Below are 16,240 nucleotides of genomic sequence, written 5' to 3'. Positions count from 1 at the left end.
ACTATCTCTCCGGGTGCAGGCCTTCATCGGTCAGGCGCAGCACGCGGTCGCAGCGGCGCGCCAGTTCGGGGTCGTGCGTGACGATGACGAAGGCCGTGCCAAGGGTGCGCGACAGCTCCAGCATCAAGTCGAAAATCTGCTCCGCCGTGCTGTGATCGAGGTTGCCGGTCGGTTCATCGGCCAGCACGCAGGCAGGCTGCGTCACCAGCGCGCGCGCCAGGGCCACGCGCTGGCGTTCGCCGCCCGACAGTTCGCCCGGCACGTGCGTGACGCGCTTGGCGAGGTTCACGCGGGTGAGCACCTTCTGCGCTTCTTCCTGCGCCTGCGAGCGTTTTACGCGCCGTATCATCAGCGGCATGGCCACGTTGTCGAGCGCCGAGAACTCGGGCAGCAGGTGGTGGAACTGGTAGACGAAGCCGAGCGACTGGTTGCGCAGGTCGCCGCGTTCGCGTTCGCCCAGGTTGGCGAAGTCCTTGCCCAGCAGGGTCACGTTGCCGCTGCTCGGCGTATCCAGGCCGCCCAGCAGGTGCAGCAGCGTGGACTTGCCGGAACCGGATGCGCCGACGATGGCCACGCGCTCGCCGCGCCGCACGTCGATGTCGATGCCGTTCAGTACCTGCACCGAGTAAGTGCCCTGGGTGAAGGTCTTGCCCAGCCCGCGGCAGGAGAGGACGATGGATTGCTCATTCATAGCGCAGCGCCTCCGCAGGTTTCACGCGGGCGGCCCACCAGCTTGGATAGATGGTGGCCAGGAAGGCCAGCGCCACCGCCACCACGCCGATCTTCGTCACGTCCGGCCAGCGCATGTCCGAAGGCACGGTGCTGATGTAGTAGATATCCTTAGACAAGAACTGCACTCCCAAAGTTGATTCAATAAACGGTACGATCACATCGATATTCAAGGCCACCAGCACGCCGCCGGCCACGCCGATCGCGGCGCCCATGATGCCCACCAGCGCACCCTGGATGACGAAGATGCGCATGATGGACTGCGGCGAGGCGCCCAGCGTGCGCAGGATGGCGATGTCGGGCTGCTTGTCGGTCACCGTCATCACCAGCGTGGACACCAGGTTGAACGCGGCCACCGCCACGATCAGCGCCAGGATGATGAACATCATGCGCTTCTCGGTCTGCACCGCCGCGAACCAGTTGGCGTTCAGCTTGGACCAATCGCGCACCTCCATCCCGGCGGGCATGATCTGCTTCAGGTCCTGCGCCACCTGCGGCGCGCGGTGCATGTCCGCCAGGCGCAGGCGCAGGCCGGCCGGCGCGGACAGGCGCAGCATTTTTTCGGCATCGACAATATGGATGAAGGCCAGGCCCGCGTCGAACTCCGCGTGGCCGGCCTGGAAGATGCCGGTGACGGTGAAGGAGCGCATGCGCGGCACGATGCCGGCCGGCGTGACCGTGCCTTGCGCCAGCGCCATGGTCACCTTGTCGCCCAGGTTCACCTGCAGCGCGCGCGCCAGGTCGATGCCCAGCACGATGTTGAACTCGCCCTGGCGCAGCGCGTTGAAGTCGCCGTACTTGGTGTGCTTGGCCACGTCCGACACATTCGGTTCCTGCTCGGGCAGCACGCCGCGCACGATGGCCGGGCGCAGGGTGTCGCCGCCATGCTGCAGCATGGCCTGCGTTTCCACGAACGGCGCGGCGCCCTTCACTTCCGGATTCTTGAAAGCGTTCTTGGCCTGCTGCTCCCAGTCCGGCATGCCGTCGCCCTCGGTGTTGAACACTTCCACGTGGGCCAGCACGGACAGCATGCGGCCGGTGACTTCCTTCTGGAAGCCGTTCATCACCGACAGCACGATGATCAGCGCCGCCACGCCCAGGGCAATGCCGCCCATCGAAATCAGCGAGATAAAGGAGATGAAGCTGTTGCGCGAGCTGCGCTTGCCGGCGCGCGTGTAGCGCAGGCCCACCAGCCACTCGAATGGTAAGTTCTTAAGCATATTCATAATCATTCATAGCGCAGGGCGTCGGCCGGCTTCACGCGCGCGGCGCGCCAGCTCGGATACAGGGTGGCGACAAAGGCCAGCGCCACCGCCGTGGCGGCGATCACGGTCACGTCATGCAAACGCAGGTCGGAAGGCACGGCGCTGATGAAGTAGATGTCCTTGGCCAGGAACTTCATGCCCAGCATGCGCTCGATGGCCGGCACGATCACGTCCACGTTCATGGCCAGCAGCACGCCGCCCGCCACGCCCAGCGCGGTACCGATGATGCCCACCAGCGCGCCCTGCACCATGAACACATACATCACCGAGCGCGGCGAAGCGCCCAGCGTGCGCAGGATGGCGATGTCGGCCTGCTTGTCGGTCACCGTCATCACCAGCGTGGCCACCAGGTTGAAGGCCGCCACCGCGATAATCAGCGTGAGGATAATGAACATCATGTTCTTCTGGGTCTGCACCGCCGCGAACCAGTTGGCGTTCTGCTTGGACCAGTCGCGCACCAGCAGTTCGCCCGGCACCGACAGCTTCAGCTCATGCGCCACTTCCGGCGCGCGCTGCACGTCGGCCACGCGCAGGCGCAGCCCGAACGGCAGATCCAGGTGCAGCAGCTCCATGCCGTCGCCCAGATGGACGTAAGCCAGCCCGGAATCGAATTCGTTGTGACCGGCCTCGAATATGCCGGTGACGGTGAAGTAGCGCATGCTCGGCGTGCCGCCGCTGGTGAGGTCCTGGCCGCGCTGCGCGAGAGCCAGCGCCACCTTGCCGCCCACTTCCACGTCCAGCGCCTTGGCCAGGCCCACGCCCAGCACGATATTGAATGCGCCGGGCTGCAGCGCATCGAAGCTGCCCTGCTTGAACTGCTTGTTCACGTCGGACACGGTGGCCTCGGCCTTCGGCAGGATGCCGCGCACGATGGCGGGACGCAGCTTGTCGCTGCCGTGCACCAGCATGGCCTGGGTTTCGACGAAGGGTGCGGCGCCGCGCACCTCCGGATTCTTGAACGCTTCCTTGGCCGTGGCCTTCCAGTCCTGCAGGCCGCCGCCGCGCAGGTCGTACATCTCGATATGGCCCAGCACCGACACCATGCGCTCGGTCACTTCCTTCTGGAAGCCGTTGTACACCGACAGCACGACAATCAGCGCGGCCACGCCCAGGCCGATGCCGAGCATGGAAATCGCCGAGATAAACGAGATAAAACTATTACGCCCGCTGCGCTTGCCCGCGCGCGTGTAGCGCAGGCCGACCAGCCATTCGAAAGGCAGATTCTTGATGATGCTCATGGGCCCTGTGAAAGATGAATTACGTTCCGAGCCCGAAGTGTGCCATACAAATCACATTTCGTGAGTGAAACACCGCACCCAGGCCGCAAGGTCCGGGCGGCGGGCTGATACAATCGCGGGTTATGAATCAGCTTACCCTCGTCCTGCCCTTTGCCCTCACCCCGCCCGAACTCGCCTCCGACCTGGCCCGCGCCCTGCAAGTGCCGTCGCTGGAGATGTTGCTTGAACGCAATGGCGCGCACCGCGTAACGGAGGAAGACGGCGGCAACCGCCTGCTGCCGCACGAAAGCTGGCTGTCGCGCGCCTTCAGCACCGGCGCCGACACCGCCCCCTTCGCACCCGCCATGATGCGCGCGCTGGGCGTGGCGCAGCCGGAAGGCTACTGGTTCGCCGTGCAGCCGGTGCACCTGCAGCTGACCCGCACCCACATGGTGCTGGGCGATCCACGCTCCCTGAATGTGAGCGAAGCCGACTCGCGCGCCCTGTTCGACCTGGTCCAGCCCTACTTCGACGAAGTGGGCAAGCCGCTGATCTACGCCGCGCCGGACATGTGGTTCATGCGTGCGGACGACTGGAGCGAACTGCGCACCGCCTCGCCCGACGCCGCCGTGAACGACAACCTGGCCGACTGGATGCCCGAAGGCGCGGCCAAGCGCGACTTCCGAAAGCTGCAGAACGAGGTGCAGATGCTGTGGCATGAACATCCCATCAACGAAGCGCGCCAGCAGCGCGGCCTGCAGCCGGTGAATTCGTTCTGGCTGTGGGCCGGCGCACCGGCTGCCCAAGAAGCAAGAACCGGCACGCTGGCGGTGGACAATTGCCCGGCATGGCTCACGCTGCTCGCGGACCCCGCCCTGCGCGCTGCCACGGTTGAACAAGTACTCCCGCTGCCCGGCGACGCCACCGTCGTGCTGGGCGAACTGATCCCGGTCGGCAAAGCGGGCGACTGGTCGCCCTGGCTGGCCCACATGCAGCAGATCGAGCAGCAATGGTTCGCGCCCCTGCTGGCGGCCCTGAAATCCGGCCGCCTGGGCAGCCTGAAGCTGGTCTTCAGCAGCCACCTGAAGCTGGCCGAATTCACCATCACCAAGGGCTCATTGCGCAAATTCTGGCGCAAGCCCGCCCTCACCAAGTTGACCCCATGACCCGTATCGCCACCCGCCCCTGCCCATTCCGCACCTCGGAAATGCTGCGCCAGGGCGGTATCCACCCTGTACTGGCCCGCCTGTTCGCCGCGCGCGGCCTGACCGACCCGAAAGACCTGTCCAGCGAACTGGCCGCGCTGATCGCGCCCTCCGGCCTGCTGCACATCGACGCCGCCGCCGTATTCCTGGCCGACTCCATCGCCGCGCAAAAGCGCATGGTGATCGTGGCCGACTACGACTGCGACGGCGCCACCGCCTGCGCCACCGCGCTGCGCGGCCTGCGCGCCATGGGCGCCAACGTCGACTTCATCGTGCCCAACCGCTTCGAATACGGCTACGGCCTCACGCCCGAAATCGTGGCGCTGACGGCGCGCGAGAAGCAGCCGGACATCATCATCACCGTCGACAACGGCATCGCCAGCATCGACGGCGTGGCCGAAGCGAACCGGCGCGGCATCGAAGTGGTCGTCACCGACCACCACTTGCCGGCCGACGTGCTGCCGGACGCGCGCGTCATCGTCAACCCCAACCAGCCGGCCTGCGGCTTCCCGAGCAAGAACCTGGCAGGCGTGGGCGTGGTGTTCTACGTGCTGCTCGCGCTGCGCGCCGAACTGCGCCGCCGCGGCGTGTTCGACGCCGCCACCCAACCCAAGCTGGACCACCTGCTGGACCTGGTGGCGCTGGGCACCGTGGCCGACGTGGTGAAGCTGGATCCGAACAACCGCATCCTGGTGGCGCAAGGCCTGAAGCGCATGCGCGCCGGCCGCATGCATCCGGGCGTGGCCGCGCTGTTCCGCGTGGCAGGCCGACAGGCCCGCACCGCCAGCCCGTTCGACCTCGGCTTCGCGCTCGGCCCGCGCCTGAACGCGGCGGGGCGGCTGGAGGATATGTCGCTCGGCATCGAATGCCTGCTCACCGACGACGAAGACCGCGCATGGCAGTTGGCGCAGCAGCTCAACGAAATCAACCTGAAACGCCGCGAAATCGAAGCCGAGATGCAGGACGCCGCCTTGCTGCACCTGGACCGCTTCGAACCGTCCGCCAGCAGCACCATCAGCGTATTCGACGAAACCTGGCACCAGGGCGTGATCGGCATCGTCGCCTCGCGCCTGAAAGAAAAATTCTTCCGCCCGACGATCACCTTCGCGCCTGCGGGCGACGGCTGGATCAAGGGCTCCGGCCGCTCCATCCCCGGCTTCCACATGCGCGACGCGCTGGACCTGGTATCGAAGCGTGCCCCCAGCCTGATCGACAAATTCGGCGGCCACGCCATGGCGGCGGGCCTGAGCCTGCGCGCCGAAGCGTTCGACGCGTTCTCGGAAGTCTTCGAAGCCGTCGGCCGCGCATGGCTGACGGAGCAGCAGCTGGAACGCGTGATCGAAACCGACGGCCCGCTGGAGGACGCCTACTACACCACCCAATTCATCGAGCTGATGGACGGCCAGGTGTGGGGCCAGGGCTTCGCGCCGCCCGTGTTCTGCGACGAATTCCGAGTGGTCAGCCAGCGCATCCTGAAAGAGCGCCACCTCAAGCTGCTGCTGGAAAAGAACGGCACGCGCTACGACGCCATCTGGTTCGGCCACACCGAGTCGGTGGGCGAACGCGCCCGCGTCGCCTTCAGGCTGGACGCCAACGAATACAACGGCACCACCAAGGTTCAGCTGATGGTGGAGCACGCCGAACCGGCATAAGCCCGGCCTCCAGGGACCTCGAAAAGGCCGCGCCCTATCCGTATTTCACTAGAGGGTCTGCCTTCATTGCTTTGTAGATATCATTCACTTGTTTTCGCACTTCTAACAACACGGCCGGGCCAACAACTACTCCCATGCTGGTATGACCATTCACAGTCAAACTCGACGGTTCATGCCCATGGAACCATTGTTCCCTGTGAAAATATCCCTCAGTGGGCCTATGGAATCCGCCATGTTCACTTCTCAGCCTTCTGTATTCGGCCCTCGAAAGCTTCGGCTTTCCTAATGCGTGCAATGCTCTGACAAAGTTTTCCAACTCGATTTTCGTAGGAAAAAACGCGTGCGTATAATGCTTTACAATATTTTTTATCAGAGGCCCACTGGGGTGCTCTTGCCTCAATCTACCAGACCCATGATTGGTTCTGAAATATAAGGTCGGTTTACGACCCGGCGATTGAGTACAAAATATTAAGTTTTCAGGCAGATACACCTGATCCATGGTGTAAGGCACTTGATTCTCCTTTGAGAATACACACGGCACTACCGGGTGTTCGGTTCCTGTCAGGACCCCAATTCCTGCGCATTGCAATTGACATTATGATCTTATTTGGATCAACCAATTCTATCGAATCGTCACATTTCTTCGCAGTGCAAGAGCAGGATTCAAGGCCGAGAAGCGGCCTTGCCGGCCTTAGTCGTCGTCGTTCGGATCAAGGTCGGGGAACATCACCGAGGTGTAGCCGAACTGGCTGAAGTCGGTGATGCGCATCGGGTACAGGATGCCGTGCAGGTGATCGACCTCGTGCTGCACCACGCGCGCGTGGAAGTCTTCCGCGTCGCGCACGATGGGCTTGCCGTATTGGTCCACGCCTTCGTAGTGCAGCTTCTTGTAGCGCGCCACGCTGCCGCGCAGGCCGGGCACGGACAGGCAGCCTTCGAAGCCGTCTTCCTTCTCTTCCGTAATCGGCGTGAGCACGGGATTGATCAGCACCGTCTCCGGCACTTGCGGCGCGTCCGGGTAGCGGGCGTTGTTCTTGAAGCCGTAGATCACCAGCTGCAGGTTCACGCCGATCTGCGGCGCGGCCAGGCCGGCGCCGTTGGCCGCGTGCATGGTGTCGAACATGTCCGCGATCAGCGCGTGCAGTTCCGGGGTATCGAATTCGAGCACCGGCTCGGCCACGCGCAGCAGGCGCGGGTCGCCCATTTTCAGAATTTCACGTACCGTCATTTTGCCTCCGCTCCCTTAGCCAATTCGAGCTGCATCTCCTGCAGATATTTGCGGAACTCGTCGCCCATCTCCGGGTGCTTCAGGCCCATCGCCGTGGTAGCTTTCAGGTAGCCCAGCTTGGAGCCGCAGTCGTAACGGGTGCCGTCGTAGCGGTAGGCCAGCACGCGCTCGTGCTTCATCAGCGCGGCGATGCCGTCGGTGAGCTGGATTTCGCCGCCGGTGCCGGCGCCCAGGTGTTCCAGGTAGTCGAAGATGCGGCCGGACAGCACATAGCGCCCCACCACCGCCAGCGTGGATGGCGCCTCTTCAGGTGTCGGCTTCTCGACGATGCCGGACACCAGCTCCAGCCGATTCTGGTATGGCGACGCGCTGACGATGCCGTACTGGCGCGTGTTCGCACGCGGCACGTCCTGCACCGCCAGCACGCTGGCGCGCTCGTAGGAATACACTTCCGTCATCTGCGCCAGCACAGGGCGGGCGCCGTTGTCGGTGTCCATGAAGTCATCCGCCAGCAGCACGGCGAAGGGCTCGTCGCCCACCACCGGACGCGCGCACAGCACCGCGTGGCCCAGGCCCAACGGCTCGGACTGGCGGATGAAGATGCAGTTGATGTGCTTGGGGATGATATTGCGCACCTGCTCCAGCAGCGCGGTCTTCTGCGCCGCCTCCAGCTCGGCTTCCAGCTCGTAGGCCTTGTCGAAATGGTCTTCGATGGCGCGCTTGTTGCGGCCGGTGATGAAGATCATGTCGGTGATGCCGGCGGCAACGGCCTCCTCCACCGCGTACTGGATCAGCGGCTTGTCGACGATGGGCAGCATCTCCTTCGGCTGCGCCTTGGTCGCGGGAAGGAAGCGGCTGCCCAGGCCTGCGACAGGAAATACGGCTTTGCGGATCTGCGTCATTTATTATTCTCCAGCAGGGCCAGCAGGCCCGCTTCGTCAAGGATAGGGATCTCGAGTTCTTCCGCCTTCGCCAGTTTGCTGCCAGCCTCCGCGCCCGCCACCACATAGCCGGTTTTCTTCGACACGGAGCCGACCACCTTGCCGCCGGCCGCTTCGATCATGGCGCCGGCCTGGTCGCGGCTCAGGTTCGGCAGCGTGCCTGTCAGTACAAAGGTTTTTCCGTTCAGCGCGCCCGCAACTTCCACCACTTCCGGCAGCTGCGCCAGCAAATCCTTGCGCAGCGCGTCCAGCGCCAGCAGCTGCTCGCGGTTGCCCGGTTGCGCCATCCATTCTTCCAGCGCGCCCGCCACGGCGGCAGGCAGGCCGAAGACGGTGAACACGCCCAGATGCGCCAGCACTTCCAGCGTCACTTCCTGCTCCACCAGCTGCTTGCAGCGCGGCTCGGTCATCTTGGGAATGCCGAGTGCGGCCATCAGCTTGACGGTGTCCAGCTTCTCGCGCAGCTTGGCGCTGGGCGGATGCTCGCCTTGCGGCGTCACGCCCGCAGCCAGCAGCGCGTCGATGGCTTCCTGGTTTTTCGGCTCGGCGAAGAATTCGGCGATGGCCTCGGCCACGGTGCCGCCAATGTCGGGCAGCACGCGCAGCAGCGCCACCGGGGCGCGGCGGATCAAGTCAAAGCGGCCCAGCCATTCGGCCAGGGTCTTGCCGGTCGACTCGCCCACGTGGCGGATGCCCAGCGCAAACAGCAGCCGCTCCAGCGGCGGGTTCTTGCTGGCGGCGATGGCTTCCAGCAGGTTGTCCGCCCACTTGGTGGCGATCTTGCCTTGCTGGACGGTCTCTGGAGTGGTGCCGTCGCGTTCGTCGGCCAGGCGCTTCATCTTCAGCAGGTCGTCCAGCGTCAGCTTGTACAGATCGGCCACGCGCGTCACCAGGTCGCATTCGACCAGGTTGTCGATGTAGCGGTCGCCCAGGCCTTCGATGTCCATCATGCGGCGGCCGGAGAAGTGGCGGATGGCTTCTTTGCGCTGCGCGCGGCAGAACAGGCCGCCGGAGCAGCGCGCAATCGCTTCGCCCTCTTCGCGCACCACGTGCGAACCGCACACCGGGCATACCTTGGGCAGCACGTAGCGCGGCGGTTCCGGCTGCGGGCGCTTTTCCAGCACCACGGCCAGCACTTCGGGGATCACGTCGCCGGCGCGGCGCACGATCACCGTGTCGCCCACGCGCACGTCCTTGCGCTGCACTTCGCCTTCGTTGTGCAGCGTGGCGTTGGTGACGTTCACGCCGCCCACGAACACCGGTTCCAGGCGCGCCACCGGCGTGATGGCGCCGGTGCGGCCCACCTGCACTTCGATGTCGTGCACGACGGTGGTGGCTTCCTCGGCCGGGAATTTATGGGCGATGGCGAAACGCGGCGCGCGCGAAACGAAGCCAAGCTGCCGCTGGTCTTCCAGGCGGTTGGCCTTGTACACCACGCCGTCGATTTCGTACGGCATGCCGGGACGGTCCTGGCCTATCTTCTTGTAGTAATCCAGCAGGCCGGCGGCGCCGCGCACCACGGCGCGCTCCTTGGCCACCGGCAGGCCCAGGGTCTGGTACCAGTCCAGCAGCGCGGAGTGCGATACGGGCATGTCCGCGCCTTCCAGCGCGCCGATGCCGTAGGCGAAGAAACGCAGTGTGCGCAGTGCGGTGATGCGTGAATCGAGCTGGCGCAAACTGCCCGCCGCAGCATTGCGCGGGTTGACGAATTCCTTCTGGCCAGCTTCGCGCTGGCGCTCGTTCATGCGCGCAAAGTCGCCCTTGAACATCAGCACCTCGCCGCGCACGTCCAGCACGGCCGGCACCTTGTCGCCGTGCAGGCGCAGCGGAATGGCCTTGATGGTGCGGATATTGGCGGTAACGTCTTCGCCGGTGTAGCCGTCGCCACGGGTGGCGGCCTGCACGAACAGCCCGTTCTCGTAGCGCAGGTTGATGGCCAGGCCGTCGAACTTCACTTCGGCGGCGTACTCCACCTGCAGCACGTCCAGGCCTTCGCGCACGCGGCGGTCGAAGTTCTCCACGTCCTCGTCGCTGAAGCCGTTGTTCAGAGACAGCATGGGCACGGTGTGCGTCACCTGCGCGAACTGCGGCAGCGGCGCCGCGCCCACGCGCAAGGTGGGCGAGTCCTGCTTTTGCAGCTCAGGGTATTCCACTTCCAGTTTCTGCAGCTCCAGGTAGAGCTGGTCGTATTCGGCGTCCGGGATGGTGGGCGCATCGAGCACGTGGTAGGCGTGCAGATGGCGGTTCAATTCGGCCGTCAGCCAGGCCGCGCGTTCAACCTTGGCCTGGTATTCCTTGTCACTCATTGCTCACCCTTAGCAGAACAGGCGCAGCGCGCGGGTGGAACCGGCTGGAATGTCGGACGACTCCATGTCGGCGTAGAAGTCGCGCACCTGGCCGGCGATTTCAGCCAGCGCTTCGTCGGACAGCGGCTGGCTGTAGTCGTCCACGATGGTGCCGTCCAGGCGGCCCGCCAGCGACTTGGCGCAGGCGATCATGGCGCCGAAGCCGTCGCGCGCGGGCGCCACGCACGGCACGTCCAGGAGCAGCGTCAGGCGCGGCGTGGTTTCCTCGGCCAGCGTGACGTTGGTCGACAGCGAGAACAGATGCCCGCCTTCGCCGTCCGGCATCACGTAGCGGCCGTCCGGGCGCACGTCGAAGCCCTGCTTCTCCAGCGCGCCCAGCAGCGTGCTGATGGCCCACGGCGCGCCGTTGGTGTGCAGGTTCACGCCCAGCTGGGCGTCGTGGCTGGAGACGAAGCGGTGCAGCGTTTTGGCTTCGGCCATCACTTCCATCATGTCCGGGATGGCCGGTTCGGCGCCGATTTCGTCTGCCATGGCGCGCAGGCGCGTCACCAGCTCGGAGTATTCCAGTTCGTTCAGCGCGGTGCTGCGGCTGGCCAATTGCACGCCGCCTTGCAGCTCGGTGTACACGCCGCCGTGGACGATGGGTTCCCAGTCGCCGTTCACGTGCAGACCGATGTAGTGCACCGGCTTGTTGCCCACCAGGCGCAGCTTCTGCAGCACCGGCAGGATCTTGTCGCCGCGCACCGGCGCTTCCAGCGCTAGCGGCAGCAGGCAGTCGATCAGCGGATCCACCAAGGCGGTGGCCTGCTCGGCGGCCGGCGTCAACGTGCCGGCCTGCTGCACGGGCGGGACGTAGGCTTCGCCGTCGGCGTCGCCCCCTGCGGCCGCACCTGCACCGGCCGTGGCGCCGGTGGCGCCTGTGGCGCCCGTCCCGGCAGCGTCGTGGCCATGTGCGCGCGCGGCGGCCGCGTCGTCGTCCAGCGAGAAGCTGGGTTCATGGCGCGGTGCGGCGGGCTCGCCGTCGGGCCGCATCAATACGTCGTCATGGTCGGACGAAAAGGCCCGCTCCACGGTTTTCTTGGCCTTGTACTCCTGCCATTTGTTGTACGAGAAAACGCCGACGATAAAGACGCCGCCGGCTGCGATCAAACTCATTTGAAGATCTGTCATGCTGCTTGTGCCTCGGAAGCGAAATTGGCGGCGGCTTCCATATCCACCGCCACGATGCGCGATACGCCCTGCTCCTGCATCGTCACACCGATCAGTTGATTGGCCATCTCCATCGCAATCTTATTGTGCGAAATGAAGAGGAATTGGGTCTGGTCGGACATCCGTTTCACCATGCGGCAGAAACGTTCCGTATTGGCGTCGTCCAGCGGTGCATCGACCTCGTCGAGCAGGCAGAACGGCGCCGGGTTCAGGCGGAACATGGAGAACACCAGCGCGGTTGCCGTCAGCGCTTTTTCGCCGCCGGACAGCAGATGGATGGTGGCGTTCTTCTTGCCCGGCGGCTGCGCCATGACCTGCACACCGGAGTCCAGGATTTCATCGCCGGTCATGATCAGCTTGGCCTGGCCGCCGCCGAACAGGATCGGGAACAGCTCGGAGAAGTGGCCATTCACGCGGTCGAAGGTGTCCTGCAGCAGGTCGCGCGTTTCCTTGTCGATGCGGGCGATGGCGTCTTCCAGCGTGTTGATCGCTTCGGTCAGGTCGGCGTTCTGCGAATCGAGGAAGTTCTTGCGCTCGGACGCCTGCGCCAGCTCCTCCAGCGCCGCCAGGTTGACCGCGCCCAGCATCGAGATGGCGTTGGTCAGGCGCGTGACTTCGCCCTGCAGGTAGGACGGCTTCATGTCCGGGTTCAGCTTTTCGCTCAGCGCCGCTTCGTCGGCGCCGGCTTCGGCCAGCTGCGCGGCGAACTGCTCCTGGTTCAGGCGCGCGGCCTGCTCCTTGAGCTGCAGCTCCATGATCTTGTCGCGCTGCGGCTGCAGGCTGCGTTCGTTGTTCATGCGCGCATCCTCGAAGGAACGCAGCTGCTGCGTGATCTGGTCCAGCTCATGGCGCGCGTCCGACAGCGCGCGCTCCTGCTGCGTGCGGCGGTCCAGCAGTTCCTGCAGGCCTTCGCTGGCGGTGCCGGCCTCCAGGCTTTCCAGCTCGCGCTGGCCCGCGTGCAGGCTCTCGGCCACCTGCGCCGCCTGCGCGGTGGCGGTGGCGATGCTGCGGCGCAGTTCCTCGATCTTGCTGCGCTGGGATTTCTCGGCGAATTCGGCTTCCTGCGCACCGCGTTCCAGGTCGCGCAGCGCCTGGCGCGCGTCGGCCAGCTTCTGTTCCTTTTCCATGAACAGGGTCTGGCCGTCCTCATGCTCGCCCTGCAGGTTGCCCAGTTCCATGTCGAGCTGCTCGAACTTTTCCTCGGACTCCATCTTGACCTGCATCTGCTCCGCTTCCTGCGCGGCGATTTCAGCCAGGTCGGCGCCGATCTGCGTGCTGCGCTGGTTGAAGCGCGCCTCGATCTCGGACAGCTTCACCACCTCGATCTGCAGCGCGTGCACCGACTGCTGCAACTGCTGCACCTTCTGGCGCAGCTCGGCCAGGTTGCGCGCATGGTTTGCCACTGCGGCGTCCGCGCGCACCGAGCGGGCACGCGCCTCGTCGGCCAGCAGGGTCTGCGCGCGCAGCTGCTTGGTGATGTTGTCGATCTCCTGCTGGCGCGCCAGCATGCCGTCCTGCTCCGCGTCGGCGGCGTAAAAGCGCACGCTGGACTGCGTGATCACGTGACCCTGCGCGGTGACGAACACGCCGCCCGCAGGCAGCGTGGCGCGCGCCTTGAAGGCGGCGTCCGCATCGGCGGCGATGAAGACGTTGTGCAGCCAGTCCTGCAGCACCGCGCGCAGACCGCTGTCGTTCAGTTTGAGCAGCGAAATGAAGGGCTTCAGGCCGTTCTGCTCCGGCGGCATGGCGGGAGCGGAAGCGCCGGGCGCGAACAGCGCCAGCTTGGCCGGCGGCGCGTCGCTGAAGAAGTGCTTGGCCCATTCGATGTTGGACACCTGCAGCGCCGAAGTGCGTTCGCGCAGGATGGCTTCCATCGCCGTCTCCCAGCCCGCTTCGATCTGCAGTTTCTGCCACAGGCGCGGCAGCGCGTCCAGCTCGTGCTTCTGCAGCCATGGCGTGACCTTGCCCTGGGTCTGCACCCGTTCCTGCAACTGGCGCAGCGCATTCAGGCGCGCTTCCAGCTGCGCATTGGCGGCCGCCTCGGCGTTCACCTGCAGCTGCGCGTCCTGGCGCTCGGCTTCCAGCGCGGGCTGCTGCTCCAGCGCTTCTTCCAGGTGGTAGGTCTGCTCCTCCAGCGCCTGCTGCTTTTCCTCCAGCTGCATCTTCAGGTTGGACAGGTGCGCCGAATCCGGCAGGCTGAGGCCATTCTTCTCCTGCTGCAGACGCTCGCGCCGCACCGCCAGGCCGTTCAGGATATTGCTGGCGTTGCGCTGGTGCGCCGACTCCAGCTCCAGCTGCTGCTGCGCCTGCATGATGCGGGCGCGCGACTCGCTGCTCTTGTCCTGCGCGGCGCGCCAAGCCGCTTCCAGCACCGGCAGCGACTCGGCCTTCTGCTCGGCCATCATGCGCGCCTGCTCCACCTTGGCCGACAGCTCTTCCAGGTTGAATTCCGCTTCCTCGATCTGCTCCGAATACTCGGCCGCCTGGTTCTGCCACTGGTCGCGCTGCGCGGCCAGGGTGCCCAGCTGGTTCTGCAGGCGGGTGCGCGATTCGACCACGAACTTGATCTGCGCCTCCAGGCTGCCGATTTCCGAATTGGTCTGGTACAGGTGGCCCTGCGCGGTGTGCAGGCGGTCGCCGACGGCGAAGTGCGACTGGCGCATCTGCTCCAGCGTCAGCTCCACGTTGCGCAGCTTGGCGGTCTGCTCTTCCAGGTCGGTCTGGGCCTGCTCCACTTCGCGGAAGTACTTGGCCTGCTCGTACTGCGCCTCGTTCTTGCGCAGCAGCCAAAGCAGTTTCTGCTTCTCGTCCTGGTCGGCCTGCAGCTGGTGGAAGCGGTGCGCCACGGCGGCCTGCGCTTCCAGCTTTTCCAGGTTGGCGTTCAGTTCGCGCAGGATGTCTTCCACCCGCAGCAGGTTCTCACGCGTGTCGTGCAGGCGGTTCTCGGTTTCCCGGCGGCGCTCCTTGTACTTCGATACGCCCGCCGCCTCTTCCAGGAACACGCGCAGCTCTTCCGGGCGCGATTCGATGATGCGCGAGATCATGCCCTGGCCGATGATGGCGTAGGCGCGCGGACCGAGGCCGGTGCCGAGGAAGATGTCCTGGATGTCGCGCCGGCGCACCGGCTGGCCGTTGATGTAGTAGGTGGAGGTGCCGTCGCGCGTCAGCGTGCGCTTGACCGCGATCTCGGCGTACTGGCCCCACTGGCCGGCGGCCTTGCCGTCATTGTTGTCGAACACCAGCTCGACCGAGGCGCGCCCGGCCGGCTTGCGGTGCGTGGAGCCGTTGAAGATCACGTCCTGCATCGACTCGCCGCGCAGCTCCGACGCTTTCGATTCGCCCAGCACCCATCGCACGGCATCGATAATGTTCGATTTGCCGCAACCGTTTGGACCTACCACGCCGACCAGTTGACCGGGCACCTGGAAATTGGTGGGATCGACAAACGACTTAAATCCCGACAATTTAATGGAAGATAGACGCACGTTTTAGGACGAATTGAATTGCCACAATGAAAAGTGGCTTATCATACCATTTCAAAGCCGGATTCAGGCTAAAAACGCGCGCGCTGCGGGGCGAGACGTCCCTCCAGGCGGCACAGCGGATCGGGCGTTGCTATACTGGCAGCGCCGGGCAGGTCCGCCCGCCTCATGGGAGAACATTTTGCAGATACAAGCGGGAGCCGGAGCCGGCTCGAACAGGACCGCCGCCAGCATGGATACGCCGGCGCGCATCGCCATGCTGCGGTCGCAGATCAAGGGCTTGCTGAAGAAAATCCAGACCTTGCGCAAGGCGCTGATGGAAGCCACCGATCCGAAGGAACGCATGGCGATCATGAAGCAGATCATCGACCTGCAGGACCAGGTGCGCATGGCGGAGGCGCAGATCGCCGAACTGCAAATGCGCGCCAAGCGCCGCGCGCAGCCTGCACCCGAGCCAGCGCCAGAGCCCGAGGAAAAGGATAAGTGGGAGGATGCTTATGGCCCAGCCTGACTCCTCATCCGGCGCCCCGCCCGGCGCCCGCAAGCCGGCCGTGCTGTTCGTCTGCATGGGCAATATCTGCCGCTCGCCGACCGCCGAAGGCGTGTTCCGCCAGCGCGCCGAAGCGGCCGGCCTGCAGCTTGAGATTGATTCCGCCGGCACCCACGCCTACCACGTCGGCAATCCGCCGGATGCGCGCTCGTCGCGCCACGCCGCCCTGCGCGGCTACGACCTGAGCGCGCAGCGCGCACGGCAAGTGTCGGCCAGCGACTTCGAGCACTACGACCACCTGCTGGCCATGGACCACGAGAATTTCGCCCGCCTGCAAGCAGCCTGCCCGCCCCGGTACCGCCACAAACTGGCGCTGTTCATGCAGTACGCCACCCGTTCCGGCTCGGACGTGGTGCCGGACCCGTACTACGGCGGCACCAACGGCTTCGACCAGGTGCTGGACTATATCGAGGACGCGTCGGACGGCCTGATCGCCGCGATGAAGAAAGCCTGAAC

At 65.2% G+C, this 16,240-nt stretch carries 12 protein-coding genes; 4 read left to right on the top strand and 8 right to left on the bottom strand.

All coding sequences use genetic code 11. The features are described 5' to 3' along the window. Position 1: 1 nt before the first annotated feature. From lolD to AC56DV_RS28355, 3 genes are read right to left on the bottom strand one after another with little or no spacing between them, the layout of a single operon-like run. A complete protein-coding gene (lolD, locus tag AC56DV_RS28365) occupies positions 2-691 on the bottom strand; it encodes a lipoprotein-releasing ABC transporter ATP-binding protein LolD (protein ID WP_496317553.1) in 690 nt (229 codons plus the stop codon). Continuing rightward, positions 684-1,955: a lipoprotein-releasing ABC transporter permease subunit gene (locus AC56DV_RS28360; protein ID WP_496317552.1), complete on the bottom strand. Its 1,272-nt coding sequence runs from the start codon at positions 1,953-1,955 to the stop codon at positions 684-686. Before AC56DV_RS28360 ends, lolD begins: the two co-directional genes overlap by 8 nt. A 2-nt stretch (positions 1,956-1,957) precedes the next feature. Further along, positions 1,958-3,232 (bottom strand): lipoprotein-releasing ABC transporter permease subunit, encoded by a 1,275-nt coding sequence (locus AC56DV_RS28355; RefSeq protein ID WP_496317551.1) that lies wholly within the window; start codon positions 3,230-3,232, stop codon positions 1,958-1,960. 122 nt (positions 3,233-3,354) lie between these two features. Between AC56DV_RS28355 and AC56DV_RS28350 the strand changes: the two genes are divergently transcribed. Both AC56DV_RS28350 and recJ read left to right on the top strand, forming a co-directional pair. Beyond that, on the top strand, positions 3,355-4,377 hold the full coding sequence (locus AC56DV_RS28350) for a hypothetical protein (protein ID WP_496317550.1): 1,023 nt from the start codon (positions 3,355-3,357) through the stop codon (positions 4,375-4,377). Continuing rightward, positions 4,374-6,068, top strand: a complete 1,695-nt coding sequence (recJ, locus tag AC56DV_RS28345) for a single-stranded-DNA-specific exonuclease RecJ (protein WP_496317549.1) — start codon at positions 4,374-4,376, stop codon at positions 6,066-6,068. The genes AC56DV_RS28350 and recJ overlap by 4 nt, the downstream gene beginning before the upstream one ends. Before the next feature lie 691 nt (positions 6,069-6,759). On the opposite strand, the gene def is transcribed toward recJ, so the two are convergent. Genes def through smc form a run of 5 tightly spaced genes read right to left on the bottom strand, consistent with a single transcriptional unit; the run spans position 6,760 to position 15,237 of the window. Next, entirely contained in the window at positions 6,760-7,296 is a 537-nt protein-coding gene (gene def, locus AC56DV_RS28340) for a peptide deformylase (protein ID WP_496317548.1), read from the bottom strand. Continuing rightward, on the bottom strand, positions 7,293-8,198 hold the full coding sequence (gene galU, locus AC56DV_RS28335; RefSeq protein WP_496317547.1) for a UTP--glucose-1-phosphate uridylyltransferase GalU: 906 nt from the start codon (positions 8,196-8,198) through the stop codon (positions 7,293-7,295). The genes def and galU overlap by 4 nt, the downstream gene beginning before the upstream one ends. Further along, positions 8,195-10,543, bottom strand: a complete 2,349-nt coding sequence (ligA, locus tag AC56DV_RS28330; RefSeq protein ID WP_496317546.1) for an NAD-dependent DNA ligase LigA — start codon at positions 10,541-10,543, stop codon at positions 8,195-8,197. The genes galU and ligA overlap by 4 nt, the downstream gene beginning before the upstream one ends. A 9-nt stretch (positions 10,544-10,552) precedes the next feature. After that, positions 10,553-11,713 carry a cell division protein ZipA C-terminal FtsZ-binding domain-containing protein gene (locus tag AC56DV_RS28325; RefSeq protein ID WP_496317545.1) on the bottom strand — a complete coding sequence of 387 codons (1,161 nt, stop codon included), beginning with the start codon at positions 11,711-11,713 and terminating at the stop codon, positions 10,553-10,555. Next, complete coding sequence (smc, locus tag AC56DV_RS28320) at positions 11,710-15,237, bottom strand: chromosome segregation protein SMC (protein WP_496317544.1); 3,528 nt, start codon at positions 15,235-15,237, stop codon at positions 11,710-11,712. The genes AC56DV_RS28325 and smc overlap by 4 nt, the downstream gene beginning before the upstream one ends. Before the next feature lie 229 nt (positions 15,238-15,466). Between smc and AC56DV_RS28315 the strand changes: the two genes are divergently transcribed. Together AC56DV_RS28315 and AC56DV_RS28310 are read left to right on the top strand one after the other, a co-directional pair. Beyond that, positions 15,467-15,745, top strand: a complete 279-nt coding sequence (locus tag AC56DV_RS28315; protein ID WP_496317543.1) for a FlxA-like family protein — start codon at positions 15,467-15,469, stop codon at positions 15,743-15,745. Further along, positions 15,732-16,238 carry a low molecular weight protein-tyrosine-phosphatase gene (locus AC56DV_RS28310; protein ID WP_496317542.1) on the top strand — a complete coding sequence of 169 codons (507 nt, stop codon included), beginning with the start codon at positions 15,732-15,734 and terminating at the stop codon, positions 16,236-16,238. Before AC56DV_RS28315 ends, AC56DV_RS28310 begins: the two co-directional genes overlap by 14 nt. The last annotated feature ends 2 nt before the right edge of the window (positions 16,239-16,240 follow it).

The sequence above is a fragment of the Massilia sp. BGA-UO-ETr-WB1 genome, assembly GCF_059567845.1.
The sequence above is the reverse complement of the archived record's forward strand: the minus strand, read 5'-3'. Positions and strand labels throughout refer to the sequence as shown.